This window comes from Rhizobium halophilum (genome assembly GCF_021648825.1).
Lineage (GTDB): Bacteria > Pseudomonadota > Alphaproteobacteria > Rhizobiales > Rhizobiaceae > Neorhizobium > Neorhizobium halophilum.
Genome location: NZ_JAKJHS010000003.1, coordinates 1 through 25850 on the forward strand (window position 1 = coordinate 1; position 25850 = coordinate 25850).

Consider the following 25850-nt stretch of genomic DNA (forward strand, 5'->3'; position numbering starts at 1 on the left):
CGTCGCCAGCAGCGCCGCCGCCCTCGTTGGTGAGCGGTTTATAAGCCCACACACCAAAACAAGTCAACGGGGTTTTTGCCTGGCACCGCACATTTTCCGCTAATTCATTGATGAAAAAGATCAATTCTCAAAGCCGCCCTGCCGAACCAGCTAAAACCAACCCACTCGCGCTACGACGCACCTCAGTGCGTCCTCCGACGGTGACCGGCAGCCCCTCCGATAGGAACGGGCGGCATACGAAATGATATAGCGCCAATTAGTCATTGCTGACCCTGTTGTCGGCTCTGTCCGCGCCCGTCCCAACCCGAGACGCCGGCAGCTTGTGCGGGCCGACGCTGCAAATACTGCGCAACAGCGCATATGCGCCGCGGTGTTTTCACAATTCTCCTGTCTAAGCCTCAGCGGATGATGCCGCCGTTAGACGGCCGGCATCAGCCGCTGCACCGATTTGACACTCCGTGGCAAAAAGGGCACATGTTTCAGCGAAGCTCCCACAGCAATACTACCGGTTGACGAAGAGGGGCATCAGGGAACCGTCAGGACGGCATGATCAACGCCCGCAGCATGATCCAATCGCTCGGCAACGAGCCCCCCCTGCTCGCCGATGGCCGTCGGGCACCCGATCGCCGCGAGATTTCCCTGCGCTGGCTGTCCGGCACTTTCCTGACCGGCATTACCTCCTCCGTGCTGATGGGCGTTGCCTTGTTCGCAGCGCTCGATGGGCGCCAGCAACTGGCGATCCCGGCGGAAGCATCCGCCTCGCTGCCTCTCGAAGAGGAGACGACGACAGTCACCCGCGGCAGCCGACTTCTTGGCGGCAACATTGTTGCCATGCCGACCGACCGCAAGGTGATGGAGGTCTCTACGGTCATCCATGAAGGTCAGCGAGAGGTGGTCCGCCGCCAACCTTTCGCGCATGTAAAAATGAACCTCGCCGCCAATCACGTGGCACAGGAGGATTATCCGGCCTTTGATCCGCTCACCATTTTCGCCGCCAGCGATCCATCCTCGCCCGCGCCTGCCAGCACCGGTGTGATCTACGGCTCCGAAGTGGAATCTGAAGTGACACTTCGGGCCCTCCCCTTCCCCACGAAGGCAGCTGCCTATCCTTATGCGCCGTCGATGACCCTTGAAGAGGTGGAAGAGAATGTCCGCAGCAATGGGTCGGTTCTGACCGACGGCGACACGCAACTCTCGGCTCTCTATTATGTCGATCCGCAGCGGTTCTCCTCGGATGCCGACGGTCTTGACATCACTGCGGGCCTTACCGCTCGAATTGTGGAGCAGAACATGACGGTGACCTCGGCTGAGCCGGTGACACCGCAAACACGCGACTACGCCGACGACGTTATTCCGATCCGCACCGAGAAAGACGTCGCCACGGCGTTGAAGGACGTCGGATATCCTGAAGGCAAGGCCGACGAGATTGCGGGGCATCTCGGCAATCGGATGAAGGAGCCGAAGCTTCTTCCGGGTGACGTATTGCGGATCGGCGTGCTGCAGCAGGGCGACATGGTGCTTGTCGTGAGGGCCTCCGTCTATCGCCGCGGAACACACCAGTTAACGATCGCACTCAATGACCACGGTCGCATCGTGGATGCGGAGGAGCCGCCGATGTTGGACGCGGTGGCCGGCGCCTTTGAAGAGCAGCCGGTGCAGGTCGTTTCGGGCAGGGAACTGCCGCGCGCGTATGACGGCATCTATCGTGCCGCCCTCTCCTATGGGATGACGGCCGATATGACGGGGCTCCTCGTCAAGCTTCTGGCGAGCAGCGTCGATCTTCAGGCGCAACTGAAGCCGACAGATAAGATCGAGGCCTTCTTCACCGTCAAGGACGAGAGCGGCCAGGCGACGGAGCAATCAGAGTTGCTTTACGTCAGCGCCCATTTTGGAGACACCACGACGCGTTTCTACCGCTTCCAGAATCCTGAGGATGGGACGGTGGACTACTTCGATGCGGACGGCAAGTCGATCCGGCAATTCCTTCTGCGCAACCCCGTGCCGAACGGCCGCATGACCTCCGGTTTCGGGATGCGTCGTCATCCGATCCTTGGCTTTTCGCGGATGCATACTGGTACAGATTGGGCGGCACCTCGCGGAACGCCAATTATTGCGGCCGGCAACGGCGTCGTTGAATCGGCGGGTTGGGCCTCCGGCTACGGAAACCAAACGATTGTCCGCCACGCAAACGGTTACGTCTCCTCCTATAACCACCAGAGCGCTATCGCCAAGGGTGTGAAGAAAGGCGCCAAGGTCACCCAGGGTCAGGTTATCGGTTATGTCGGCTCCACCGGCCAGTCGACCGGCGCTCACCTTCATTACGAGCTGATCGTCAACGGGACCAAGGTGGATCCAATGAAGATCCGCCTACCGGGCGGCAAATCGTTGGAAGGAACCCATCTCGCCCGCTTCAAAGAGGAGCGCAGCCGAATCGACGCGTTACTGGGCGGTGGACACCCGGCTGAAGTAGCAAGTCGATGAAAATGGCGGCTGCAGCCGCCATTTTCTTCTCTGCCGTCAAGCCCGATCACGCCGCTTCGGCCACCGCCGACTTGACGCGGAAGAGCAGCCGGTCGGAGCCCGCATCAACGACAACCGTCGCTTCATCCGGGATCTGCGCTCCGAGGATCTGCTCGGCCATCGGATCCTGCACGAACTTCTGGATCACCCGCTTCAGCGGCCGCGCGCCATAGATCGGATCGTAACCCTTGTCCGCCAGCCATTGGCGCGCGTCAGGGGTAAGCTCGATCGCGATCTTGCGCTCGGCGAGCAGCGAGATCAGCCGCTTCATCTGGATATCGACGATCGCGCCCATTTCCGTCCGCTGCAAGCGGTGGAAGAGGATGATCTCGTCGACGCGGTTGAGGAATTCCGGCCGGAACGAGGCCTTGACCACGTCCATCACCTGATCGCGCACCTGGTCGGTATCGGCACCTTCGGGCAGATTGCTGAGATATTCCGCGCCGAGGTTCGACGTCATGATGATCATCGTGTTCTTGAAGTCGACCGTGCGGCCCTGCCCGTCCGTCAGGCGGCCGTCATCGAGCACCTGCAGGAGAACGTTGAACACGTCCGGATGCGCCTTCTCGATCTCGTCGAACAGCACGACCTGGTAGGGCTTGCGACGAACAGCTTCCGTCAGCGCACCACCTTCCTCGTAGCCGACATAGCCGGGAGGTGCGCCGATCAGCCGAGCGACCGAATGCTTCTCCATATATTCCGACATGTCCAGACGCACCATCGCGGTCTCGTCGTCGAACAGGAAGCGGGCAAGCGACTTCGTCAGTTCCGTTTTGCCGACACCCGTCGGACCGAGGAAGATGAACGAGCCAATCGGCCTGTTCGGGTCCTGCAGCCCGGCGCGCGACCGGCGTACCGCGCGGGAAACCGCCTGCACGGCGTCGCCCTGGCCGACGACCGACTTTGCCAGTTCGTCTTCCATGCGCAGCAGCTTTTCGCGCTCGCCTTCTAACATCTTGTCGACTGGAATACCGGTCCAGCGGGACACGACATGGGCGATGCCGTCTGGGGTGACAACCTCCTGGACCATCGCATTTGCCGTCGTATCCTGTGCCTCGGCCTCTGCCAGTTCCTTCTCGAGCTTCGGGATCACGCCATAGGCCAGTTCGCCGGCGCGCTGGAACTCACCATTGCGTTGAGCGATCGCGAGCTCGTTGCGTGCCTCGTCGAGCTGCTTCTTGAGATCCGCAGCAAGACCGAGCTTCTGCTTTTCCGCCTGCCAGCGTGCCGTCAACGCATCCGCATCCTCTTGGAGGGAGGCAAGTTCACCTTCAAGACGCACCAGCCGGTCGGCGGAAGCGGTGTCGGTCTCCTTCTTCAAGGCCTCACGTTCGATCTTCAGCTGAATGATGCGGCGGTCCAGCTCGTCCAGTTCCTCGGGCTTGGAATCCACCTGCATCCTGAGCCGCGACGCGGCCTCGTCCATCAGGTCGATCGCCTTGTCGGGCAGGAACCGGTCGGTAATGTAGCGGTTGGAGAGTGTCGAGGCCGCGACGAGAGCGGAGTCGGAGATGCGCACCTTGTGGTGCTGCTCGTACTTCTCCTTGAGCCCGCGCAGGATCGAAATCGTGTCCTCCACCGTCGGCTCATCCACCATGACCGGCTGGAACCGGCGGGCAAGGGCCGCGTCCTTCTCCACATGCTTGCGGTACTCGTCGAGCGTCGTAGCGCCGACACAGTGCAGTTCGCCACGTGCAAGCGCCGGCTTCAGGAGGTTGGATGCATCCATGGCGCCGTCGGCCTTGCCGGCACCGACCAGCGTGTGCATCTCGTCGATGAACAGGATGATCTCGCCGCTCTCCGCCTGCACCTCGTTCAGGACCGCCTTCAGGCGTTCCTCAAACTCGCCACGATATTTCGCGCCTGCAATCAGCGAGCCCATGTCGAGCGCCATGAGCCGCTTGTCCTTCAGGCTCTCCGGCACATCACCGTTGACGATTCTGAGCGCCAGGCCTTCGGCGATCGCGGTCTTGCCTACGCCCGGTTCCCCGATCAGAACCGGGTTGTTCTTGGTACGGCGCGACAGGACCTGGATCGTGCGGCGAATTTCGTCGTCGCGACCGATGACCGGATCGAGCTTGCCCTCCCGGGCTTCCGCCGTCAGGTCGCGGGCATATTTCTTCAGCGCATCGAAGCCCTGTTCCGCATTGGCGCTGTCTGCGGTACGGCCTTTGCGAACCTCGTTGATGACCTGGTTCAGCGCCTGAGCGGTGACGCCGGCCTTCTTCAGTGTCGCAGAGGTGGATGCCGTGCTTTCAATGGCAAGTGCCAGAAGCAAGCGCTCGACGGTGACGAAGCTGTCGCCGGCCTTCTTGGCCGCCTCTTCCGCGGTGGTGAAGACCTTGGCGAGCGGCTGCGACAGGTAGACTTGGCCGCCACCGCCTGAAACCTTCGGCAACTTGGCAAGTGCTACGTCATTGGCAAGACGGGCCTCCTTAGGATCGCCGCCGGCGCGGGCAATCAGGGATGATGCCATCCCCTGGTCGTCGTCCAGGAGAACCTCGAGCACGTGCTCGGGCGTGAACTGCTGGTGTCCTTCGGAAAGAGCATGCGTCTGCGCGGATTGTAGAAAGCCGCGAACGCGTTCGGAATATTTTTCGATGTTCATGTCTAACCTCCACGGATCATTCCGCCCATCGTAAGGCACGGAACGATGATTGAGATTGAGCTCCCTCAAAAGGCGAGCCGATCGCCGGTTGCACCGACGTTGAAGATGATATGGGAGGCAGATTGGGGGATTTAAAGGACCCGATCGCCCGCGGCAATGACTGCCGCGCGTGAGCAGGTCCATCTGCATCTGAGGCGGCTGGCGCCCGCGGGACATCCAGCCTCAACCTCCTCAATGGCGCACGCCTTCGCCCCCGATTGCGACAATGTTGAAGGGAAGCCCCTCGACCTCCATGCTCCGGACCTCCTTCAGAGAAGCCGCGTCGAGGATGAGGACGCGTTGCCGGCGCGGATCCGTCACAGCAATCTCATCGCCCATGACGGCGAGCCGCGGCCGCGGGTCACGCCAGTGACCGTCTTTGCTATAGGCTTCCGTCACCTGCACAGACCTGGTAAGTTCACCACTCAGAACGTCCAGCACATGCAGCTTGCCATCCTCGGTGAAGATATAGGCGGTCGATGCGCGTTCCGGATCGAGCGCAAAGTCCACCCGCCGAACCGGCAGCGACACCACCCGATAGGGTGAGTCTGCAGAAGGATCGATCACCACAACCTTGTCATCCCCGTAATTGCCGAGGAAGAACTGCATGGCCTTGCCGCCAAGCAGGGTGCCGACTTGACCTTGGGGCATGTCGTCCCGGTAGTGCAACATCTCGGGCTGTGGGCCGTCGCGGCTGTCGCGCACGATCAATACGCCTTCCTTGCATCCGAAGGCGACGATGCCGGCAGAGCTTGCTTCGCCATGGAGGCCAGTGCATGTCGAGGTTTCGCCCACTTGCCTGCCGTCCTTGTCCAGCACCTTCAGGCCCAGACGCGGCGGCAGTTCGCCCGCCTTCACCTCACCGGACAGATCGGGCTCGGATACGAGCATGTGGTTGCCCATGGGAACGGCGACACCATGGTGCGGAGCACTTGCCTTCACCACATCTTGCTCCGCCTTGCCCTCGAGAAGCATGGCTTCGTCGAAGATTCGCGCCTCCCCCTCGAGGTCGAAGAACTGCAGGATTCGGTCGCCGTGTGGAACAGCGTGAACAGGTCGTTTGCCTTCTATCCGGGTGATGGTGACTGGTTCCTCCAGTTCGAGGTCTCGGTGTTCGCCATGGTCAGAGAAGACCAAACCAGTCTTCACAACCTCAACCGCGTCATGATCCATTTGCACCGCAAATAGCGTCTGGCCGCTTTCGCTCAGGACCAAATGCGTCACGTGGCCCTTCAGCGGGAACTGGGCGAGTCGCTCGCCCTTTGTCGCATCCAGCACCGTCAGCTTGGCGGAGCTCTGGTCCCCAACAAAGAGCCGCCACGCCTTTACGTCATCGGCAAATGCCGGCATCCCGTTGAGAAGCAGGGATGTCGAAAGAGAAAAACCAGATAGGCAAGAACGCATTCTTATGTATCCGTGATGTAATAACATCACGGATAGATGCTGGAGATGCATTTGTCGATAGGGCTTTGCCAAAAAGAGATGTGAAACGACAACAGGGAACGGAATTGATGGTCCGCCTCCAGCGGCAGAGCGCCAAGAAAGAAAAAGCTCCAGCCTTTCGACCGGAGCTTTTTTTACCTGCGCATGGGGTGCAGCTTACTCGCCCGCGACTTCTGCCATTTCGGGCTGGCCCGAAGCCTCACCTTCTGCCGGGGCTTCTCCCTCGCCGCGGCGTGGACGACGGGGCCGGTTGCCGGCGTTACGTCGGCGGGGCTGACGCTCCTGTGCGGCGGCCGGAACTTGGGCCTCCTCCTCGACGGCGACCTCTGCGGGCGTCCCCTCGATTACTGGTTGCGGACCCGATCCGTCGAGCGCCGGAGCAGCTTCAGCTGCAACCGGTTGTTCGCGGCGATTCTGGCGCTGTTGATCGCGCTGCTGCTCGCGACGCTGCGGTTGTTGCGTCTCCCTTGCAGTTTGCTGGTGTTCGCCGGCATCATCATCGAGATCAGTCGCATCGCTTTCATCGACGTCCTGATTGTCCCGGTCCTCATTGCGCTCGTCCCGCTGGAAACGTTCCTGCATCTGCGCCTGGGCGGCAGCGATGATGCGATAATAGTGCTCCGCGTGCTGGAGGTAATTTTCGGCGATAACGCGATCTCCAGAACTCTGGGCGTCGCGGGCTAAAGTCGAGTACTTCTCGGCGATATGCTGCGCCGTGCCGCGTATCTTCACATCTGGGCCGGAACTGTCGTAGGTGCGGGTCAGTGGATTGCCGCCCTTGCGATTGAAGTTATTGCCGCCACCGCCATTATTGTTGTTGGAGCCGCCGCGCCCTCGACCGCGCTTGTTCTGCTGTCCTGGCCTCATAGATCGTTCACCTGAATTGTCTGTTTTCCGCTGATAAGGGCCCACGCGACCATGCTGGCTCATGCCAGTGCAGGACTTCGCGTGCCGCGAGCAGGGAAGGACCAAGCCGCCTGCCGCTTGTGAAAGTCAAATTAACTGATTCACGCACCGGGAAATGTTCAACCTTTGAAACTCTTCACAAGAGCCGGTTTCAGGGTTGACCTTGAACCCGAACGAATCTCCGTTCATTCCCAGCCGCCCAGTGCGTGACCGCAAACTATCGCGCTTCCTCAGTAAAACCAAGTCTTTTCTTTCGCTGCGCAAAATCATGCACCTGGCTTCCTGAGGGAGAACAGGAGAACGCGATCGTTGCCTCCGTAATCGCGTTCGGCAGCTTCAAGTTCATAGCCTGCGGCTTCAAAGATCTTAGTCACGCTGCCTTTTTGGTCGAAGCCAATCTCGACACCTATGATCCCGTCGCGTTCCAAAAATCCGGAGGCGCCGGCCGCTATGGCGTGATATGCGTCCAGACCATCTGGGCCACCGTCGAGAGCCCTTCGCGGATCGAAATCCTTGACCTCCGGCTCCAATTCGCTGACGACACATGTCGCAATATAGGGCGGATTTGACACGATTATGTCGAACCGCCCTTCGATTTTCTCGTACCAGCCGCTCTGCACGCTCGAAAAACGGTCCGCCAAGCCCAATCGCTGCGCGTTCTGGTAGGCCGTCTGCAGTGCATCTTGCGAGATATCTGCGGCGACACCCAAGGCCAGCGGGCATTCTTTCAGGAGCGCAAGAATGATGGCGCCCGTGCCGGTCCCCAGATCCAGCACCCGAACACTACCCTTTCCTGCTGAAAGCCGCAGCAGTCGGGGAAGAACGGCATCGACCAAGATTTCCGTGTCCGGGCGCGGCTCAAGTGTCTCATCCGACAGCTTCAGCTTCATGCCGTAGAACTCGCGCTCTCCCAATATGCGGTGAACTGGCTCGCGTTTCAACCGTCGCTCAACGGCAGAGGCAATTTTAAGCGCCTCGTCTTCCGCCAATACCCGGTCTGTTCCGATAAATATCTCTGTGCTGTTCAGGCCAAGAAGCCCAGCGATCAGTATTCGCGCTTCCATCGCAGCATCCGGCAAGCCAGCTGCCACTAAGCGCATCTGCGCATACGCAACGGCGCCGCCGAGCGTCCTCAACCCTGTCGCTCGCCCAGTTGTGCCAGTTGTCCGGCCTGATAGTCGGAGATGAGCGCATCAACCACCTCGTCGATTTCGCCCATCATCATCCGATCCAGCTTGTATAGCGTCAGATTAATGCGGTGATCCGTTACCCGCCCCTGCGGAAAATTGTAGGTGCGGATGCGTTCGGAGCGATCGCCCGAGCCGACTTGACTCTTGCGATCTGCAGACCGCTCACTTTCCGCCTTCTGCCGCTCCATATCATAGAGCCGTGATCGCAAAACCTGCATAGCCTTCGCCCGGTTCTGGTGCTGCGACTTTTCTGAGCTCGTTACGATGAGCCCCGTCGGAAGGTGGGTGATGCGTACCGCCGAATCGGTCGTGTTGACATGCTGTCCGCCGGCGCCGGAGGATCGCATGGTATCGATGCGGATGTCTTCGGGTCGGATCTCGATATCGATCTCCTCCGCCTCCGGTAGAACGGCTACGGTCGCTGCCGAAGTATGGATGCGGCCCTGAGTCTCCGTGTCCGGTACGCGCTGGACGCGGTGGACGCCCGATTCGAACTTCAGCTTGGAGAACACGCCCCGCCCGCTAACGGTCGCAATGATTTCACGAAACCCGCCCGCTTCGCCCTCACTGGCGGACAGCACCTCCACCTTCCAGCCTTTGCCGGCAGCATAGCGCTCGTACATGCGAAACAGATCGCCCGCGAACAAGGCCGCCTCATTGCCGCCTGTCCCCGCCCGGATTTCCAGGATGGCGCTTTTCTCGTCAGCGGCATCCTTTGGCAGAAGCAGGACCTGCATGTCCTTCTCCAGCGCCTCGACCCGCTCCTCCGCCTCCGGCAGCTCCATCTCGGCAAGCTCGCGCATCTCGCGATCGGTCGCCTTGTCAGCGAGCAAGGTCCTCAGGTCGATTACTTCCGCGGTCGCCTTCTCGTAGTCTCGGATCTTGCGAACGACCGGCTGCAGTTCCGAATACTCCGACGCGAGACGCACATAGACGTCCGCGGCCGGACCTTCCGACATGCGCGCTTCAATCTCGCCGAAACGGCGCTCCAGTTCACGCATCTTGTCTACAGGAAGCTTCGCCACCCTGTTCTTCTCCGTTTTCTTGTTCTTCTTTAGACGGGGACGCCGTTCTCGCTTGCAAAGCGGGTGAGCAGCGTACGGATCGACTCGTTAGAGCGAGTGTCATCTAACGCCGCGTGCAGCGCTCGTGCCAGATTGTTCGCATCAAGCGCCAGAAGCATCGCCTTCACCGGCCCAATGGCTGTGGCAGTCATCGAGACTGAGCGGAAACCCAGCCCGATAAGCGCCATGGCCGGAAGTGGCTTGCTCGCCATTTCTCCGCAAAGCGTCAGCGGCGTGTGATTACGCTCCGCCGCTCTGACGATATCGCGCAGCATTCTGAGGAACGGCCTGCCAAGCATATCGAAACGATCGCCCACCCGAGCATTGCCGCGGTCGGCGGCCATCGCAAACTGGAAGAGGTCGTTGGATCCGACGGACACGAAGTCCACCTCCGCCATCAGTTCGTCCAGTTGCCACATCAGAGCCGGCACCTCAAGCATTGCGCCGAATTGTAACTTGCGCGGCAGGCTATGGCCGAACTTGGAGAGATGCTGCACTTCCTTTTGTAGCAGGTCGCGAACCGCGTGTATCTCTGCCACCTCCGTCACCATTGGCAGCATCATCTTCAGCTCCGACTCTGCGGAAGCTCGCAACAGCGCCCTCAACTGCGTGCGCAGCAGGCCGGGCCGATCGAGAGACAGACGAATGGCGCGCCATCCAAGCGCAGGGTTCTCCTCTTCATGCGAACGGAAATAGGAAACGACCTTATCGCCACCAATGTCCAGCGCCCGGAACGTCACGGGACGCCCCTCGGCTTGCTTGATCACATTGCGATAGAAGGTCTCCTGCTCCTCAAGCTTTGGCATGGTGGAAGCGATCATGAACTGGAGCTCTGTGCGGAACAGGCCGATTCCGTCAGCACCTGATTCCACAAGCTGTGGCAGGTCGACCATCAGGCCCGCGTTCATCATCAGGCTGATGCGCTTTCCGTCCTTGGTAACGGGCTCCACGTCCCGCAGCGCGCGAAACTGCTCCTGCCGGCGAGCGCGCAGCTTCACCTTCTCCTCATAGGCATTCAGCACGTCCGGCATCGGCCTCAGGTGCACCTGCCCATCATCTCCGTCAATGATGATTGGATCCCCGTTCTCGGCGAGCGCCACTGCCCCCGTCGCCTGCCCCACCACTGGAATACCCATGGCCCGTGCAACAATAACCACGTGGCTGGTGATCGCTCCGTCTTCCAGCACCAGTCCGCGCAGCCTGTCGCGCGGGTAGTCGAGCAGCTCCGCAGCGCCCATGGCGCGGGCAAAAATGATCGCATCTGAAGGCAGCCCTTCGCCCATCGCCCGCCCGCTATAGCCTGTCAGTTGCCTCAGCAGCCGATTGGCCAGATCGTCGAAGTCGTGCATGCGCTCGCGCAAATACGGGTCCGTAAGACGCATCATCCGCGCCTTCGTGTCGCTCTGCACCTTTTCCACGGCCGCCTCCGCGGTCAGCCCGTTGTGGATCGCCTCCTCCATGCGGCGGACCCAGCCCTGGTCGTGGGCGAACATTCGATAGGTCTCAAGGACTTCCCGGTGCTCTCCCTCACTCGCTACATCGCGCCTGGAGAGCATGTCGTCGATGGAAACACGCAAGGAGCCGAGCGATTCGGCCAATCGCCGCACCTCGCTGTCCGCATCGTCGTTCAGGAGGTTCGTCACCACCACGCGCGGTTCGTGCAGCACAACGTGACCAAGGCCGATGCCTTCATTGTACCCGTCACCGGCAATGGTGATGGCGCGCGTTAGGTCGAGCTCCAGGCCCGGCTTGGTGATCTTCTTCAGTTCCCCAGTCGCAATCATCTCGGCGATCACCATGGCAGTGGTCTCTAGCGCCTCGACCTCGTCCTCCCGATAGGTCCGGCTCGTCTTGTTCTGGACAACGAGAACGCCCAAAGTGCGACCAGCCCGCAGGATCGGCACTCCAAGGAAGGAGTGATAAATTTCCTCTCCGGTTTCAGGAAGATAGCGGAACGCAGGATGCGCCTGTGCGTCCGAAAGATTGAGCGGCTGTGCCGATGCCGCGATGGTTCCGACAAGACCTTGCCCCATTTTCAGCTGCGAAAGGTGAACTGCTTCGGGGTTGAGGCCTTCTGTAGCGTAGAGCTCCAGCACCCCGTCGGAGCGCAGAACATACGCGGAGCAGACCTCTGCCACCATGTTGCTGGCGATCTGGCGCACGATCCGGTCCAGCCGCTCTTGCGGATCAAGCGGCTCCGCCATAAGTTCGCGCAGTCGCCGTAGCAGAACACGCGGACCAGCCGACAGGTCTCTCATCGGCATAGATGCTCCCGAAACGAGTCATTTCACCGGCAATTCCCGCGCGTCCACAACGGGAGGCGAGGGCAGCCGGCCCATGATCAACTCTTATCGAGACCGTAGGCAGAATGCAAAGTCCGAACTGCGAGTTCGGAATAGGCGCCGTCGATTAGGATCGAAATCTTGATTTCTGACGTCGTGATCGCCTTGATGTTGATGCTCTTTTCAGCAAGTGCCTTGAAAGCGAGCGCCGCAACGCCGGCATGGCTGCGCATCCCGATGCCGATCACTGAAACTTTCGCCAGGCCTGATTCGGTCTGCACCACGTCGAAACCAATCTTCTCGCGATTTTCGTCCAGAACCCTCATCGCCTTCTGCACGTCACCCGAAGGCACTGTGAAGGTCATGTCGGTGCGCGAGCCGTCTTCGGAAATGTTCTGGACGATCATGTCGACGTTTATGTGGGCTTCCGCTAGCGGCCCGAAGATCGCGGCAGAAACGCCTGGACGGTCGGCGAGCCGACGGAGCGAGATCTGCGCCTCATCCTTGGCGTAGGCTATACCGGTGACGACTTCCTGTTCCACGATTTCTTCCTCGTCGCAAATCAACGTACCGGGCGGGTTGATGAGGTCACCCATGCCCGGTGCATCGGGATCCTCGAAACTGGAGCGCACGAAGGTTCTGACCTTGTGCACCATGGCAAGCTCGACCGAACGCACCTGCAGAACCTTGGAACCGAGGGAGGCCATTTCCAGCATTTCCTCGAATGAAATGCGCTTCATGCGCCGCGCCTTAGGTACAACCCGCGGATCGGTCGTATAGACTCCGTCGACGTCAGTATAGATGTCGCAACGATCGGCTTTCACCGCGGCCGCAATGGCAACGGCCGAAGTGTCTGAGCCTCCCCGCCCCAGTGTCGCAATGCGGTTGTCAGGCCCAATGCCTTGGAACCCGGCAACCACCGCCACCTGACCTTCACCCATGCGGCGAACGATCTCAGTGCCGTCGATGTCGAGAATGCGTGCCGCCCCATGAGCATTGTCGGTCTTGATTGGAATTTGCCAACCCTGCCATGATCGAGCGTTAATGCCCATCGATTGGAGGGCGATCGCCAGAAGCCCAGACGTCACCTGCTCCCCGGAGGCAACAACGGCGTCATATTCGCGGGCGTCATAAAAGGGCGAATTGGCGCCTGCGACCTTAGGCGCTTCCTGCACCCAGCCGACGAGTTCGTTGGTCTTGCCGGACATGGCAGAAACAACAACTGCCACCTCATGACCAGCATCCACTTCACGTTTCACATGACGCGCTACGTTATGGATGCGCTCCAAATTCGCGACAGACGTGCCGCCGAACTTCATGACGATGCGTGCCATGCTGACCAATACCACCCGTTCGCCCTACGGGGCGTGTGCAAAGGATCCGCCTTGAGATAGCCGGATTTCGCGGGGTCTCTTAGCGAAAAGGTGGTAGGCGCGCAATGGCAGCGGATGCGACATCCGTCCTTGTTCTGAAATGAGCCTCGCCTGGAGGCTCACCTCGTCTTAGACCAGAACGTGTTTTTAGCGGCAGCGAGCGTCGCCGATGCATTCCTGCGCCGGCGAGTTGTCCCATCCGCGCCGCCTCAGCAACTCTTCCCTCGGAGCATCCTGATCACGAGATCTGGCAGAATCGTCTTGGTCCCGGCGGCGGCGATCACCATCCCCTTCTCGACGATCACGATCCCGCTCATCCCTGCTCCAACGGCGATCGTCTCTGTCACGATCACGATCCCAGCGGTCGCGATCCCAGTCACCACGGCGGCGGTCGCGGTCCCAGTCACCACGGTCGCGGTCGCGGCGATCCCAATCACGGCCGCGTCGGTCCCACCGATCGCGATCACGGTAGAAGTCACGGCCTCGGTAATGCCGATCCCAATAGTTGCCTATCTCGAAGGTGACGGTGGGGATGCCGAGCGGGCGATAGTACTGGGGACCAACATCAACACGTCGCTGCTGGTAGCGAGCCTGGACATAGTTGCCCGAGACCCATCCTCTACCGCCGCTGAAGGCCACGTCGCACCAGTTCACGCTGCTCATGCACCCATAGATGGTGACCGGAGCGCCGTTCGGTATAACGGTGACCGCCGGGTAGGACGTACTGGGGCCCGAGCGCATATTGACATTCGCCGTGGCAAACCCGCGCACTGCCGCATCTGCAAGCGAGGGCATGGCGACTAGCGCTCCTAATGCCACGGCGGCACTTAAAAGATACTTCCTCACGTGTTCCTCCTGGGAATCCTCTGCAGCGCAATCATGCCGGCTGCTTCTGCAAAATGTTGATACGGGGAACATTGTTCCCAATGCGCCTGAACCCGTCATGAACGGCCCCTTCATCTTTGTCAGGAGAGCCTACCTTTCAAGATTGCGAACTCGCGGCATCATTGCTCCCCGATGGGCAGGGCGTCAGTGATCCTGTCCCACCCGTACTTAGCCGAGCGGGCGGGTCAGTTCGAAGCACAACGGATGCGGAGACCGACTTTCACGGCCTTTGGGAAGACCAAGCATTCATGCAGCCAATTTCGCGCCGAGTTCTACGTACCCTTTGGATATGCGAAGGAGGTCCTGCAACAGGACTCGCTGCCTGTCGGTGGAGTAGCAAACTTGTGCCGGCTCAAAGCAGCGGAAACGACCCTTGACATCTGAGCCCGATCATCCGACCTCAGGCTCAAACGCCGGAGGTGAAGACCCATGACCGATGCCGCAAAAACCACCATCGACCAAAGTGAAGTCGATCGCTTCTCCGCGATGGCTGCGGAATGGTGGGACCCTACGGGAAAGTTCAAGCCGCTACATAAGTTCAATCCTGTGCGCCTCGGCTATATCCGCGACCGAGTCTCGGAGAATTTCGGCCGCGATCCGAAAGGGCATCTACCGCTGTCCGGCCTGCGGGTCCTCGATATCGGTTGCGGCGGCGGTCTGCTTTCGGAGCCCGTTGCCCGCATGGGCGCGAGCGTCGTCGGCGCCGACCCTTCGGAGAAGAACATTAGGATTGCGCAGACCCATGCCGCCGAAACCAGCGTCAATGTGGACTATCGTGCCGTGACTGCCGAACAGCTCGCAGAGGCTGGCGAGACCTTCGACGTCGTCCTCAACATGGAGGTCGTCGAACATGTGGCCGATGTCGACTTCTTCATGCGCACCTGCGGCGCTATGGTCAAACCCGGCGGACTGATGTTCGTCGCCACCATCAACCGTACCTTCAAGGCGCGAGCACTCGCCATCTTCGCAGCGGAACACGTGCTGCGCTGGCTACCGATAGGAACCCATCAATACGAGAAACTGGTACGTCCGGACGAGATCGAGACGCCACTTTCCGCTGGCGGCCTGGACATCATCCACCGCACCGGCGTCTTCTTCAATCCGCTGCAGGACCGCTGGAACCTGTCGCCGGACATGGACGTCAACTACATGCTGCTGGGGAAGAAGCGGAGCTGACGCTCAATTGGCGTCTTCAGGGAGCACCGGTAGCGGCGCAATCTCGATGCCTTCGTCCAGGAGTTCCCGCACCTCCGCGAAACTAGCCTGCCCTATGATTCCTCGAGCATCCGTCTCGCCGTAGTGGATTTTGCGCGCCTCCTCGGGGAATTTCGCCCCGACATCCTCGGCGTTGGCCTTGATGGCGGCAACCGCTTCTTTCAGCTTCGCCATCATCTGCTTCTGCGCCATGTCCATCGCCACCGCCTGTTTCTCCTCGCGCTTTCGCGCTGTGGCAACGGACGGTGTCATCAGCGACTTAGAGACTGCGGCCGAATTGCAGACGGGGCAGGTCAGCAAGCCAGCCTCGACCTGATGGTCGAAGTCGGCACTCCCGGAAAACCAGCCTTCAAAGCTATGGGCGTTGCCGCAGACGAGGGAATAGCGGATCAAGCGGCGACCCCTTTCGCCTCCGCCGTCACGGTCTCGAGCGTGAAGTCGCGGGCGTTCGTGAGGTTAGGGATCTTGCTACGGGCAGCCTTGACCTGATCTAGGCCGATGTCAGCCAAAACGACTGCCTCGCCACTGCCGCCGGCAGATGCTAGCACCTTGCCCCAAGGGTCAATGATCATCGAATGGCCAAACGTCTCGCGGCCATCTTCATGCACGCCTGCCTGGGCGGCCGCGATGAGGAAGGCGCCGTTCTCGATCGCTCGGGCACGCAACAGCACTTCCCAGTGCGCTTCGCCCGTCTGGCGGGTGAAGGCGGCCGGTACGGTCAACACTTCGGCGCCGGCCACTGCTTCGGTGCGGAATAGCGCCGGAAAGCGCACGTCGTAGCAAATTGCGAAGCCGAGCTTGGCGAAAGGAAGATCGGCAACGCGTGCCTCGCCCCCAGGGCGATAGACGGCGCTCTCGCGCCAGCTTTCGCCGTTGTCGAGGTCGACATCGAACATGTGAATCTTGTCATAGGTGCAGATCCGGCTGCCGCCCGGCGCAAACAGGAAACCCCGATTGGCGATCTTGCCGTCGTCCAGGGCAATGGCGGTCGAGCCAACATGGACGTGGATGCCGAGGTCGCGGGCGAGTGCTTGCGCCGTTGATACAATGAGGTCGCCAGCCTCGTCCTTCAGCACCGCCTTCAGACCCTGACGGTCCTTCTGCACGGCGCCAGTCATCTCCGGGGTCTGGACGTACACCGCACCCTGACTTGCCGCCTCACGCACCAGCCGCGCCATGTCAGCCGCATTTCTCTCCGGATCCACGCCGGAGCACATCTGAATCGCAGCCGCCTTGAACGTCATCGTGCCTCTCCTCAGTTGGCGAGCATTGGATCGAGCTTTCCAGCCCGTTCCAGCGCGTGGAGATCGTCGCAACCGCCGACATGCTCCCCGTTGATGAAGATCTGCGGGAATGTCGACCGGCCGTTCGCCTTACCGATCATTTCCTGCCGCAGATCCGGCGCGTAGGTCGCGTCGTGTTCGGTGAAATTGACGCCTTTGGTCGTGAGCAGCGACTTTGCGCGAACGCAGTAGCCGCAGCCTTGGCGGGTGTAGATCGTGACGTCTGCCATCAGGTTCTCCAAGCGCGGACGGGGCGGGAGCGGGCCGCGCATTTGCACTGTCATCGGGTGTCATATAGGCCCGGCGATGGCCATTGCAAAGGTCAAAACCGTGACCTCAGCAGCCCCTGCCTTCTTCAAGGCGCGTGTTGCAGAGGAGACGGTTGCACCCGTCGTGAACACGTCGTCAACCAGCAGGATGTGCTTACCGGCAACATCGGTTTCCCGACCCGGCACTACCTTGAAGGCTGCCCGGACGTTCGCCTCACGGCGCCTCGCCGTCAGGCCCACCTGGCGGGAGGTATTTTTGACCCTGATAAGCGTACTTGACAGAAACGGTCGACCCGACTGCCCTGCCAAGTGACGTGCGAGTTCGGCGGACTGGTTGAACTTTCGGCTGACAAATCGCCAGCGATGCAACGGCACGGGGACGATGGCGTCGCTCCGACCGACGAATTCCTCGGAGGCGCGCAGCATCCAGGCTGCCATCATCGGCGCCAGATCGGTCCGGTCGCGATATTTCAAGGCATGCACCAGATGCCGCACCGGCCCCTCATGGATCGCAGCGCTGCGCAGTCGGTCGAAGACCGGCGGATCGGCGATCGCCTCCGCCGACACCATGCCCTCGCCCGGATCATAGCTGAACGGAACCCCGAGAATCTCGCAATAAGGCCGCTCGATAAAGTGGATCTGGCCCCAGCAAGTGGGGCAGAAACTTGCGTGTCGCCCTGTGCGCACACCACATGCGGGGCAGACGGACGGATAGACGAGTTCGCCGACCCACCGCAGGAGCGCGGAGGATCGCCTGAGGATACTGAGCTTCTGCTCCGGGTGATCAGCCACCATGGATTGACATTAGCGGGCGCGACGCGCCATTGCGCAAGCAGTTTTAAGATTGGACGACGCGATGGAAGTGATTTTCGATCAGGCGCTGGCAGCAAAGCGGCGAGAGAGGGCGTTTCGCCGAGGCGATCCTGGCGCAGCGTTCCTGCTCGACATCGCGGCACGCGAACTGGCCGAACGCCTTTCAGTGGTCGAGCGGCATTTTGATGCCGCTGCCGAGTTGCATGGCGGAACGGGTATCGCTGCCCAGCTGGCGCTGGAAACGGGCAAGGTCGGCACAATAAGCAGGATCGAGACGAGCGCCGCCTTTGCCGCAGCCGGAGAAATAACTATTGCCCCGCTGGACGACGTGCCGCTCGCACCCGCATCCGTCAACCTCGTCCTGTCTCCGCTATCGCTGCACCTTGTCAATGACACGCCAGGAGCCTTGGTCCGCATTCGCCGGGCCTTAACACCTGATGGTCTCTTTCTTGCGGCAATCCCTGGGGCTGGCACGCTGTCTGAACTCCGTGAGATCCTTCTGACGGCGGAAGCCGAGATCAGCGGTGGCGCCAGCCCGAGGGTCATCCCCTTCGCCGATGTTCGCGATGTCGGCGCCCTACTGCAACGAGCGGGTTTTGCGTTGCCGGTGGTCGATGTTGAGAGCTATATCGTACGTTATGAGTCGCTGTTTCCTCTGATGCGCGATCTGCGCGCCATGGGCATGGCAAATCCGCTGGTCGGACGAAGCAGAATACCGGTTAACCGAGCCTTTTTCTTCCGTGCCGCGGAACTCTACGCAGAGCGCTACTCTGACTCGGACGGGCGCATCAGAGCGACGTTCTCCATCATCTATGCGTCCGGCTGGGCTCCCCACGAGAGCCAGCAGCAACCGCTCAAGCCCGGCTCTGCCAAGATGCGGCTCGCCGATGCACTGAAAATGCCGCCTGATCACCGCGGCAGCGACGGCCGTTAGCTGACTGCGCTCTCCAGATAGCCTTCAATCGTGTTGAAGACATTCAGCAGCGCATCTGAAAACCCGCCAAGTCCAACGATCAGGGCGACCGCTATCAATGCTGCGATGAGCCCGTATTCAATTGCCGTGGCACCTTCCTTCGACCGCGACAGGGATCGGAGCAGATGCATAGAATTTCCTTCGCAGTTGATTCACCAGTTACCAGATCAGCAGCGGTTGTCGACGTCGTAGGGCTGGATGATGCAGATGGATCCCGGCGTCTTCTGAAGCACGCTGCGACGGATTGTGTAATGTCTCGACCCTTGTTTGGTGCCACCAATCGAACCAGTCGTCATCCAATCGACTTCTTCCTGGACGTGCGCCAGGTGGCGCATGTCGTGCTGTTCGGCGAGCATCGGAGTAACGATCAGGGACAGTGCGATTGCGGCAGTGCCGAACAACAGCGCTATGTTTAAGGCGCCGGTCCTGCCGGATCCGTGGGATGATCGCTTGCGAGCCCGCACAGTCTTCCAGACGTCCTTGTCCATGGTCTCAAGCCTCGTCAACGCATACACTGCCTTGGTGAAAGGAGAGCCTAGAACATTCGGATAAACGATCTGTTAACGTCGTTGCTATTCCGGCAATGACTGTGACTTTAAAGCAGGTCCTGGAGGATAGGGATCAGTGGTTCGTCGGCCGGCGGCATAGGATAGGAACGAAGATCACGTGGCCGCACCCACTTGATCGCCTGCCCTTCACGACCCATCGGGATGCCCTCGTAGCGGCGGCAGATGAAAAGCGGCATAAGCAGGTGAAATGCCTCGTAGGTGTGACTGGCGAAGGTGACCGGCGCGAGACATGGGACCTTCGTGAAAATTCCGAGCTCCTCTTCCAGTTCCCGAATCAGCGTCTCCTCAGGTGTCTCTCCCTGCTCGACTTTACCGCCGGGAAATTCCCAAAGCCCAGCAAGCGACTTTCCCTCCGGACGCTGTGCAAGAAGGATACGCCCGTCTGGATCGATAAGCGCGCAGGCAGCAACGAGCAGGAGCGGACGTATGTTCGTCATCGATCCGCCTCCCGCCAATAGTGATACTCATAAACCGCTTCAAACCCGAACTTCCGATACAGCTCAAGTGCGGGCGTGTTCGTGTCAAGAACCTGTAACCATGCACTGCGGGCGCCACTGATGCGGGCCCAGCGTAGTGCGGAGGCAAGCATTTCAGCTCCGAAGCCCTGACGCCGGAAAGCCTCTGCCACGGCAAACTCCATGACTCCGGCAAGATCATTGTCCTGCACGCAAAGCGCCACAGCCATTGGGCCATGTCGCGGCTTCTCAATGACAAACAGTCCTGTCGCCGGCTTGATGGCACTCAGTACCTCTGCCAAGGCAGGCTTCAGTCCCGGATCTTCGCCGCGCACTTGCAGGTTGGCGTCGACGAATCGGCCGATGTCATGCGTCGGCAAATGATCGATGGTGTCCGGAAGTGCGGGACGTCCCAAATCCGCTGTCATGACTTGGACAGTCTCAAACCGTTGCCAGCCTTGCTCAATCAACGTCTCGATCAAACGCGGCGGCGCAAGCGGCGTCTGCCGCACGATAAGCGGGCGACCGTAGGCTTGGAAACGCTTGCGTGCCTTCTCTAGCCGCAAGTCCATGTCACGTACGTCCGAAGGATCCAGAGGCACGATGCAGTTCAGCCGCTTCGAAGGATGTCCACCGGAGAGACGAACCTGCCAGCTGCCGTCATAGATGACGGTCGCGGCCGGCCATGCGCGAAAGCCAACGGCCTCAAGGCGGCGAACAAGCGGCAGGTTGCTTGAAGAAGAGGTTGCTTGCATGCGACCTCAGCTCCGATAGTCGCCGTTGATGGCGACATATTCCTTGGTTAGATCGCAGGTCCAGACCGTGGCTTGGCCTTCGCCGATACCCAGGTCGACACGCACCGGAATGTCTTCTTGCTGCATGATCGCCGTCGCCGCAGCCTCCGAGTAAGCGGGATCCCGTTCCCCGTCGACCGCCACGCGCACATCGCCAAACCAGATGGCCAGTTTGTCACGATCGGCCATCTCACCCGATTTCCCGACTGCCATGACGATGCGCCCCCAATTGGCGTCCTCGCCGGCGACAGCGGTTTTGACGAGCGGCGAATTGGCGATCGAGAGCGCTATCTTCTTGGCAGCGAGGTCGTTCTCGGCACCAGTGACTGTGATCTCCACCATCTTACGGGCGCCCTCGCCATCGCGGACGACCTGCAAGGCAAGATCCCTGAGGAGATCGTTCAGCGCGGCGCGAAACTCTTCCAAAGCCGGATCATCGGCCGACGTCACCTTGACTTGGCCGCAGGCCGCTGCAACGCCCGTGGCAAACAGCATCAGCGTATCCGAGGTGGATGTGTCGCTATCAACCGTGACGGAGTTGAAGCTCGGCTCGACACCGGCGGAGAGCAGTTGCTGCAAAACCGTCGCCTCGATATCCGCGTCCGTCACCACGAAGGAGAGCATCGTTGCCATGTCCGGCGCGATCATGCCGGCACCCTTGGCAATGCCGTTAATCGTCACCTGCGTGCCGCCGATTTTAGCCCTCCGGGTCGCAACTTTGGGATAGGTGTCGGTGGTCATAATCGCCTTGGCTGCTTCCAGCCAGAAGTCCGGCACGGCGCTGTCGTTCATGGCGCCGAGGACGCCGACAAACTTCGTTGCATCGAGCGGCTCGCCGATCACGCCGGTCGAAGCGAGATAGACCTCGTTCTCGTCGCAGCCGACCGCGGCCGCCGCCGACTTCGCCGTGAGTTCCGTGGCGGCCTTGCCCTTGACACCGGTAAAGGCGTTGGCATTGCCCGAATTCACCACGACGGCGCGTGCCTTTCCGTGCGACAGATTGGCGCGGCAGAAGTCGACCGGCGCTGATGGACACTTGGACCGCGTAAAGACGCCGGCCACAGCCGCAGGCTGGTCGAACACCATCAACAGCACGTCCGTGCGGTTCTTGTACTTGATGCCGCCGGCCGCAGTCGCCATGCGCACGCCAGGGATTTCCGGCATGTCAGGAAAGGACTTCGGAGCGAGCGGAGATATGGAAGCTGACATCAGTGGCGATCCGGGCTGAACATGGAAGGGCCCGGAAAACCGGGCCCTTGGGAAAGTCTTATTGCTGGTCCGCAGGCGCCTCGCCCGCTGCGGGGTCGGCATCGGGAGCCTTGTTGACCTCTTCATAACCCGCGCGCAGAGCTTCGTCCATGATCTCGACCTCCCGCTCGGCCTTTGCCTTTTCGATGATCGAAAGATACTTTTCACGCATCACCAGCTGACGCACCTGCGGCTCGACCTGCTCTAGCGCCGGAGGCTGTACGTCGCGACGATCTTCAAGCGTGATGACGTGGTAGCCAAACTGCGACTTCACCGGCGTCTTCGTATACTCGCCCTTCTCTAGCGCGAAGGCTGCTTCCTCAAATTCAGGTACCATGCGACCCTTGGTGAACCAGCCGAGATCGCCGCCGTCGGACTTGTTCGAGTCCTCAGACTTCTCCTTGGCGAGTTCGGCAAAATCCTCGCCGGCGTCGAGCTGCTTGATAACGTCGTTTGCCTCTTCCTCGGTCTTCACGAGGATGTGGCGGGCACTGACCTCTTCCTGCTTCGGAAGGGCTGCAATTTCCTTCTCGTAGCGAGCTTTGACCTCGTCCTCGGTCACGGCGTCGACCACATGCTTGCGGAAGTAGGCGTTATGCAACTCACGGTCCTTGATGTAGTCCAGTCGCTTCTGGAAGTCCTCCGTCTCGTCGATGCCCTCGTCGACCGCGCCCTGCGCAAGAAGCTTGACATCGATTGCGCCGGAAAGCGCGGCAACCCGCTTCTGCTCATCGGGAAGCTGCTGCAGCTGGGGGTCAAGGTTCTGGATCGCGAGGTCAAGCTCCGACTGGTGGATCTCCATGTCGCCGACCTTGGCAACAACTGCATCTTCCTGCGCGAAGGCTGGAGCGGCGAAGGAAACCGCGACAGCAAGAGCAGCCGTGGCGAGGAATTTGTGGCGCAACATCAAGTCACCTTTCGAGATATGGATGCCGGTCTCAGAAGCGCCTGATCCCGGTCGGAAAGCCTTCACAAACATCGGAATGTGGCCTTTGTGTATCGGCCGCTACCGTTGACATCAATCGACCCCCCTCTTATCTGTCACGCAACTTTGCGTCCAGAAGAGTTTCCGGGCGCAGCGGGCAATTTGCCGGGCGAAAACTCGGCCTAAGGCTTCGCTTTCTTTTATGTAAAGATGACTGGAAAGGACCATTCTGATGGTCAGCTTTGGCGGATTGGCCCGCAAACTGTTCGGCTCTGCAAACGAACGTCGCATTCGCTCCTACAGATCATCGGTTGAGGCCGTCAACGCCCTCGAAGACCAGATCAAGTCTCTGTCCGACGCAGAGCTTGCGGCGAAGACCGCCGAGTTCCGCCAACAGCTAGAGGACGGCAAGAACCTTGACGACCTTCTCGTGCCGGCCTTTGCCGTGGTGCGCGAGGCGTCCCGCCGCGTACTCGGCATGCGCCCTTTCGATGTTCAGCTGACCGGCGCGATGATCCTTCACGATGGCGCCATTGCAGAAATGAAAACGGGCGAGGGCAAGACGCTAGTGGCAACGCTCGCAGTCTATCTCAACGCTCTGGCCGGCAAAGGCGTGCATGTCGTGACCGTGAACGACTACCTCGCCAGCCGCGACGCCGGGACTATGGGGCGCCTCTACGGCTTCCTTGGCTTGACGACAGGCGTGATCGTTCACGGCCTGAATGACGACCAGCGCCGCGCTGCCTACGCCTGCGACATTACCTATGCGACCAACAACGAACTCGGCTTCGATTATCTTCGCGACAACATGAAGTACGAGCGCAACCAGATGGTTCAGCGCGGCCACAACTATGCCATCGTCGACGAAGTCGATTCGATCCTTGTCGATGAAGCACGCACGCCGCTGATTATTTCCGGGCCGCTGGACGACCGTTCCGACCTCTACACCACCATCGACGCCTTCATCCCGATGCTGTCGGAGGAAGATTACGAAATCGACGAAAAGCAGCGCTCGGCGAACTTCTCGGAAGTTGGCACGGAAAAGCTGGAGAACCTGCTTCGCCAGGCCGGGCTTCTCAAGGGCGAGAGCCTCTACGACGTGGAGAACGTCGCCATCGTCCACCATATCAACAACGCGCTGAAGGCCCACAAGCTCTTCACCCGCGACAAGGACTACATCGTCCGCAACGGCGAGATCGTCATCATCGACGAGTTCACCGGCCGCATGATGCCCGGCCGCCGCTATTCCGAGGGCCAGCACCAGGCGCTGGAGGCCAAGGAAAAGGTGCAGATCCAGCCAGAAAACCAGACACTTTCCTCAATCACCTTCCAGAACTACTTCCGCATGTACGACAAGCTGGCTGGCATGACCGGTACGGCTGCGACGGAGGCCGAGGAGTTCGGCAACATTTATCGTCTCGAGGTTATCGAGGTGCCGACCAACCTGCCGATCCAGCGTATCGACGAAGACGACGAGGTCTACCGAACCTTCGAAGAGAAATTCAAGGCGATCATCGAGGAGATCAAGGCTGCCCACGAGCGGAACCAGCCGGTTCTCGTCGGAACGACCTCGATCGAAAAGTCCGAGCTGCTCGCAACCATGTTGAAGCAGTCGGGCTTCGACAAGTTCCATGTGCTCAACGCACGCTATCACGAGCAAGAGGCTTACATCGTCAGCCAGGCGGGCGTGCCGGGCGCCGTCACGATCGCGACCAACATGGCCGGTCGAGGCACCGACATTCAGCTTGGCGGCAATATCGACATGCGTCTGGAACGCGACCTTGAGGGGCTGGAGCCGGGGCCTGAACGCGACGCCAAGGAAGCCGCGATTCGTGCCGAGGTGAAGGCCCTGAAGGAAAAGGCGCTTGCTGCCGGCGGTCTCTATGTCATCGCCACCGAGCGGCACGAAAGCCGACGCATCGACAACCAGCTGCGTGGCCGTTCCGGGCGTCAGGGCGATCCGGGTCGGTCGAAGTTCTACCTGTCGCTGCAGGATGACCTGATGCGCATCTTCGGCACCAACCGGATGGACGGGATGTTGCAGAAGCTTGGGCTGAAAGAGGGTGAGGCGATCGTCCATCCTTGGATCAACAAGGCTTTGGAACGTGCTCAAAAGAAGGTCGAGGCGCGCAACTTCGACATTCGCAAAAACCTCCTGAAGTACGACGACGTCACCAACGACCAGCGCAAGGTGATCTTTGAACAGCGCATCGAACTGATGGATGCCGACCCGGAAGCACTGGGTGAAATCGTCGCGGATATGCGCAACGAGGTCATCGAGATTTTGGTGGCAAAACATATTCCCGAACGCGCCTATGCGGAGCAATGGGACGCTGCCGGCCTCAAGACGGAGATCCAGCGGCTCCTCAATCTCGACCTACCGATCGAGGATTGGGTAACGGAAGAAGGCATCGGCGAAGACGATATCCGCGAGCGCATCACCAAGGCTGCCGACCTGGCAGCCGCTGACCGCGCCGAACGCTTCGGACCCGAGGTCATGAACTATGTCCAGAGGTCGATCGTCCTGCAGACCGTTGACCACCTGTGGCGCGAGCACATCGTAAACCTTGATCACCTGCGTTCCGTCGTCGGTTTCCGCGGTTATGCGCAGCGGGATCCGCTGCAGGAATATAAGGCTGAGGCTTTCGAGCTCTTCCAGGCGCTGCTCGCTAACCTGCGCGAGGCTGTGACTGCGCAGATGATGCGCGTCGAGCTGGTGCGTGATCAACCCGCACCCGAACCGCCGCCGGTGATGGAAGCTCACCATCTTGATCCCCTCACGGGTGATGACGATTACGCCGGTGGGAACGATTCCGGCATGCAAGTGGCGCCCGATGATCGGGATCCGACAGACCCGGAGACTTGGGGCAAGGTCGGCCGTAACGAGGCATGCCCTTGCGGGTCAGGCAAAAAATACAAGCATTGCCACGGCGCTTTCGAGCAGGCTTAGGGCATAGCAGCAAGATCGGCGATGTCGCTTCCGCGCGGCATAGCTC

The 25850-nt window shown here is 60.4% G+C and carries 22 protein-coding genes; 4 read left to right on the forward strand and 18 right to left on the reverse strand.

The features are described from left to right. Positions 1–546: 546 nt before the first annotated feature. Complete coding sequence (locus LXM96_RS07665) at positions 547–2481, forward strand: M23 family metallopeptidase (RefSeq protein WP_239997817.1); 1935 nt, start codon at positions 547–549, stop codon at positions 2479–2481. 46 nt (positions 2482–2527) lie between these two features. On the opposite strand, the gene clpB is transcribed toward LXM96_RS07665, so the two are convergent. The 8 genes from clpB to LXM96_RS07705 all read right to left on the reverse strand — a co-directional run bounded on the left by clpB (position 2528) and on the right by LXM96_RS07705 (position 14220). After that, positions 2528–5128 carry an ATP-dependent chaperone ClpB gene (gene clpB / locus LXM96_RS07670; RefSeq protein ID WP_239997818.1) on the reverse strand — a complete coding sequence of 867 codons (2601 nt, stop codon included), beginning with the start codon at positions 5126–5128 and terminating at the stop codon, positions 2528–2530. Between the two features lie 231 nt (positions 5129–5359). Beyond that, positions 5360–6571, reverse strand: coding sequence for a metallochaperone AztD (locus tag LXM96_RS07675; protein ID WP_239997819.1), 1212 nt, complete (start codon positions 6569–6571; stop codon positions 5360–5362). A gap of 195 nt (positions 6572–6766) precedes the next feature. After that, positions 6767–7477, reverse strand: a complete 711-nt coding sequence (locus tag LXM96_RS07680; protein ID WP_239997820.1) for a DUF4167 domain-containing protein — start codon at positions 7475–7477, stop codon at positions 6767–6769. Positions 7478–7782: 305 nt separating this feature from the next. Further along, positions 7783–8616: a peptide chain release factor N(5)-glutamine methyltransferase gene (gene prmC / locus LXM96_RS07685; protein WP_239998204.1), complete on the reverse strand. Its 834-nt coding sequence runs from the start codon at positions 8614–8616 to the stop codon at positions 7783–7785. A 32-nt stretch (positions 8617–8648) separates the two neighbouring features. After that, entirely contained in the window at positions 8649–9731 is a 1083-nt protein-coding gene (prfA, locus tag LXM96_RS07690; protein WP_239997821.1) for a peptide chain release factor 1, read from the reverse strand. Between the two features lie 29 nt (positions 9732–9760). Continuing rightward, positions 9761–12028 (reverse strand): phosphoenolpyruvate--protein phosphotransferase, encoded by a 2268-nt coding sequence (gene ptsP / locus LXM96_RS07695; RefSeq protein WP_239998205.1) that lies wholly within the window; start codon positions 12026–12028, stop codon positions 9761–9763. A gap of 83 nt (positions 12029–12111) precedes the next feature. After that, entirely contained in the window at positions 12112–13386 is a 1275-nt protein-coding gene (locus LXM96_RS07700) for an aspartate kinase (RefSeq protein WP_239997822.1), read from the reverse strand. A gap of 186 nt (positions 13387–13572) precedes the next feature. Continuing rightward, positions 13573–14220, reverse strand: coding sequence for an SH3 domain-containing protein (locus tag LXM96_RS07705; RefSeq protein WP_239998206.1), 648 nt, complete (start codon positions 14218–14220; stop codon positions 13573–13575). A 519-nt stretch (positions 14221–14739) separates the two neighbouring features. On the opposite strand from LXM96_RS07705, the gene ubiG reads away from it, so the two are divergent. Then, positions 14740–15486 (forward strand): bifunctional 2-polyprenyl-6-hydroxyphenol methylase/3-demethylubiquinol 3-O-methyltransferase UbiG, encoded by a 747-nt coding sequence (gene ubiG, locus LXM96_RS07710; RefSeq protein ID WP_239997823.1) that lies wholly within the window; start codon positions 14740–14742, stop codon positions 15484–15486. Positions 15487–15489: 3 nt separating this feature from the next. Here the strand turns inward: ubiG and LXM96_RS07715 are convergent, their stop codons facing one another. The 4 genes from LXM96_RS07715 to LXM96_RS07730 are packed head-to-tail and all read right to left on the reverse strand — an operon-like array spanning position 15490 to position 17872. Beyond that, the gene (locus LXM96_RS07715; RefSeq protein ID WP_239997824.1) at positions 15490–15918 is read right to left on the reverse strand and encodes a DUF1178 family protein; all 429 of its coding nucleotides are present in this window, start codon (positions 15916–15918) and stop codon (positions 15490–15492) included. Beyond that, positions 15915–16769 (reverse strand): carbon-nitrogen hydrolase family protein, encoded by an 855-nt coding sequence (locus LXM96_RS07720; protein ID WP_239997825.1) that lies wholly within the window; start codon positions 16767–16769, stop codon positions 15915–15917. Before LXM96_RS07720 ends, LXM96_RS07715 begins: the two co-directional genes overlap by 4 nt. 11 nt (positions 16770–16780) lie before the next feature. Then, entirely contained in the window at positions 16781–17038 is a 258-nt protein-coding gene (gene grxC / locus LXM96_RS07725; protein ID WP_239997826.1) for a glutaredoxin 3, read from the reverse strand. Positions 17039–17098: 60 nt separating this feature from the next. After that, complete coding sequence (locus tag LXM96_RS07730) at positions 17099–17872, reverse strand: ComF family protein (RefSeq protein WP_239997827.1); 774 nt, start codon at positions 17870–17872, stop codon at positions 17099–17101. 61 nt (positions 17873–17933) lie between these two features. Between LXM96_RS07730 and LXM96_RS07735 the strand changes: the two genes are divergently transcribed. Beyond that, positions 17934–18824 carry a class I SAM-dependent methyltransferase gene (locus tag LXM96_RS07735; protein WP_239997828.1) on the forward strand — a complete coding sequence of 297 codons (891 nt, stop codon included), beginning with the start codon at positions 17934–17936 and terminating at the stop codon, positions 18822–18824. Here LXM96_RS07735 and LXM96_RS07740 read toward each other — a convergent pair. From LXM96_RS07740 to LXM96_RS07765, 6 genes are all read right to left on the reverse strand, one after another. Then, on the reverse strand, positions 18821–18994 hold the full coding sequence (locus LXM96_RS07740; protein WP_239997829.1) for a Flp family type IVb pilin: 174 nt from the start codon (positions 18992–18994) through the stop codon (positions 18821–18823). The two genes, LXM96_RS07735 and LXM96_RS07740, sit on opposite strands and share 4 nt — an antisense overlap. Before the next feature lie 36 nt (positions 18995–19030). Beyond that, positions 19031–19351, reverse strand: coding sequence for a hypothetical protein (locus tag LXM96_RS07745; RefSeq protein WP_239997830.1), 321 nt, complete (start codon positions 19349–19351; stop codon positions 19031–19033). 107 nt (positions 19352–19458) lie between these two features. Continuing rightward, the gene (gene mutT / locus LXM96_RS07750; protein ID WP_239997831.1) at positions 19459–19869 is read right to left on the reverse strand and encodes an 8-oxo-dGTP diphosphatase MutT; all 411 of its coding nucleotides are present in this window, start codon (positions 19867–19869) and stop codon (positions 19459–19461) included. Further along, a complete protein-coding gene (locus LXM96_RS07755) occupies positions 19866–20642 on the reverse strand; it encodes a GNAT family N-acetyltransferase (RefSeq protein ID WP_239997832.1) in 777 nt (258 codons plus the stop codon). Before LXM96_RS07755 ends, mutT begins: the two co-directional genes overlap by 4 nt. 6 nt (positions 20643–20648) lie before the next feature. Next, a complete protein-coding gene (gene argJ / locus LXM96_RS07760; RefSeq protein ID WP_239997833.1) occupies positions 20649–21890 on the reverse strand; it encodes a bifunctional glutamate N-acetyltransferase/amino-acid acetyltransferase ArgJ in 1242 nt (413 codons plus the stop codon). 58 nt (positions 21891–21948) lie between these two features. Beyond that, positions 21949–22836: a peptidylprolyl isomerase gene (locus tag LXM96_RS07765; protein ID WP_239997834.1), complete on the reverse strand. Its 888-nt coding sequence runs from the start codon at positions 22834–22836 to the stop codon at positions 21949–21951. Positions 22837–23086: 250 nt separating this feature from the next. Between LXM96_RS07765 and secA the strand changes: the two genes are divergently transcribed. Continuing rightward, on the forward strand, positions 23087–25804 hold the full coding sequence (gene secA, locus LXM96_RS07770; protein ID WP_239997835.1) for a preprotein translocase subunit SecA: 2718 nt from the start codon (positions 23087–23089) through the stop codon (positions 25802–25804). The last annotated feature ends 46 nt before the right edge of the window (positions 25805–25850 follow it).

What these genes read in the sequence shown, in the direction of transcription:
- LXM96_RS07665 (WP_239997817.1), top strand. Translation starts at nt 547, where the DNA reads ATGATCAACGCCCGCAGCATGATCCAATCGCTCGGCAACGAGCCCCCC.
- clpB (WP_239997818.1), bottom strand. Translation starts at nt 5,128, where the DNA reads ATGAACATCGAAAAATATTCCGAACGCGTTCGCGGCTTTCTACAATCC.
- LXM96_RS07675 (WP_239997819.1), bottom strand. Translation starts at nt 6,571, where the DNA reads ATGCGTTCTTGCCTATCTGGTTTTTCTCTTTCGACATCCCTGCTTCTC.
- LXM96_RS07680 (WP_239997820.1), bottom strand. Translation starts at nt 7,477, where the DNA reads ATGAGGCCAGGACAGCAGAACAAGCGCGGTCGAGGGCGCGGCGGCTCC.
- prmC (WP_239998204.1), bottom strand. Translation starts at nt 8,616, where the DNA reads ATGCGCTTAGTGGCAGCTGGCTTGCCGGATGCTGCGATGGAAGCGCGA.
- ptsP (WP_239998205.1), bottom strand. Translation starts at nt 12,028, where the DNA reads ATGAGAGACCTGTCGGCTGGTCCGCGTGTTCTGCTACGGCGACTGCGC.
- LXM96_RS07700 (WP_239997822.1), bottom strand. Translation starts at nt 13,386, where the DNA reads ATGGCACGCATCGTCATGAAGTTCGGCGGCACGTCTGTCGCGAATTTG.
- LXM96_RS07705 (WP_239998206.1), bottom strand. Translation starts at nt 14,220, where the DNA reads ATGCCCTCGCTTGCAGATGCGGCAGTGCGCGGGTTTGCCACGGCGAAT.
- ubiG (WP_239997823.1), top strand. Translation starts at nt 14,740, where the DNA reads ATGACCGATGCCGCAAAAACCACCATCGACCAAAGTGAAGTCGATCGC.
- LXM96_RS07720 (WP_239997825.1), bottom strand. Translation starts at nt 16,769, where the DNA reads ATGACGTTCAAGGCGGCTGCGATTCAGATGTGCTCCGGCGTGGATCCG.
- grxC (WP_239997826.1), bottom strand. Translation starts at nt 17,038, where the DNA reads ATGGCAGACGTCACGATCTACACCCGCCAAGGCTGCGGCTACTGCGTT.
- LXM96_RS07730 (WP_239997827.1), bottom strand. Translation starts at nt 17,872, where the DNA reads ATGGTGGCTGATCACCCGGAGCAGAAGCTCAGTATCCTCAGGCGATCC.
- LXM96_RS07735 (WP_239997828.1), top strand. Translation starts at nt 17,934, where the DNA reads ATGGAAGTGATTTTCGATCAGGCGCTGGCAGCAAAGCGGCGAGAGAGG.
- LXM96_RS07740 (WP_239997829.1), bottom strand. Translation starts at nt 18,994, where the DNA reads ATGCATCTGCTCCGATCCCTGTCGCGGTCGAAGGAAGGTGCCACGGCA.
- LXM96_RS07745 (WP_239997830.1), bottom strand. Translation starts at nt 19,351, where the DNA reads ATGGACAAGGACGTCTGGAAGACTGTGCGGGCTCGCAAGCGATCATCC.
- mutT (WP_239997831.1), bottom strand. Translation starts at nt 19,869, where the DNA reads ATGACGAACATACGTCCGCTCCTGCTCGTTGCTGCCTGCGCGCTTATC.
- LXM96_RS07755 (WP_239997832.1), bottom strand. Translation starts at nt 20,642, where the DNA reads ATGCAAGCAACCTCTTCTTCAAGCAACCTGCCGCTTGTTCGCCGCCTT.
- argJ (WP_239997833.1), bottom strand. Translation starts at nt 21,890, where the DNA reads ATGTCAGCTTCCATATCTCCGCTCGCTCCGAAGTCCTTTCCTGACATG.
- LXM96_RS07765 (WP_239997834.1), bottom strand. Translation starts at nt 22,836, where the DNA reads ATGTTGCGCCACAAATTCCTCGCCACGGCTGCTCTTGCTGTCGCGGTT.
- secA (WP_239997835.1), top strand. Translation starts at nt 23,087, where the DNA reads ATGGTCAGCTTTGGCGGATTGGCCCGCAAACTGTTCGGCTCTGCAAAC.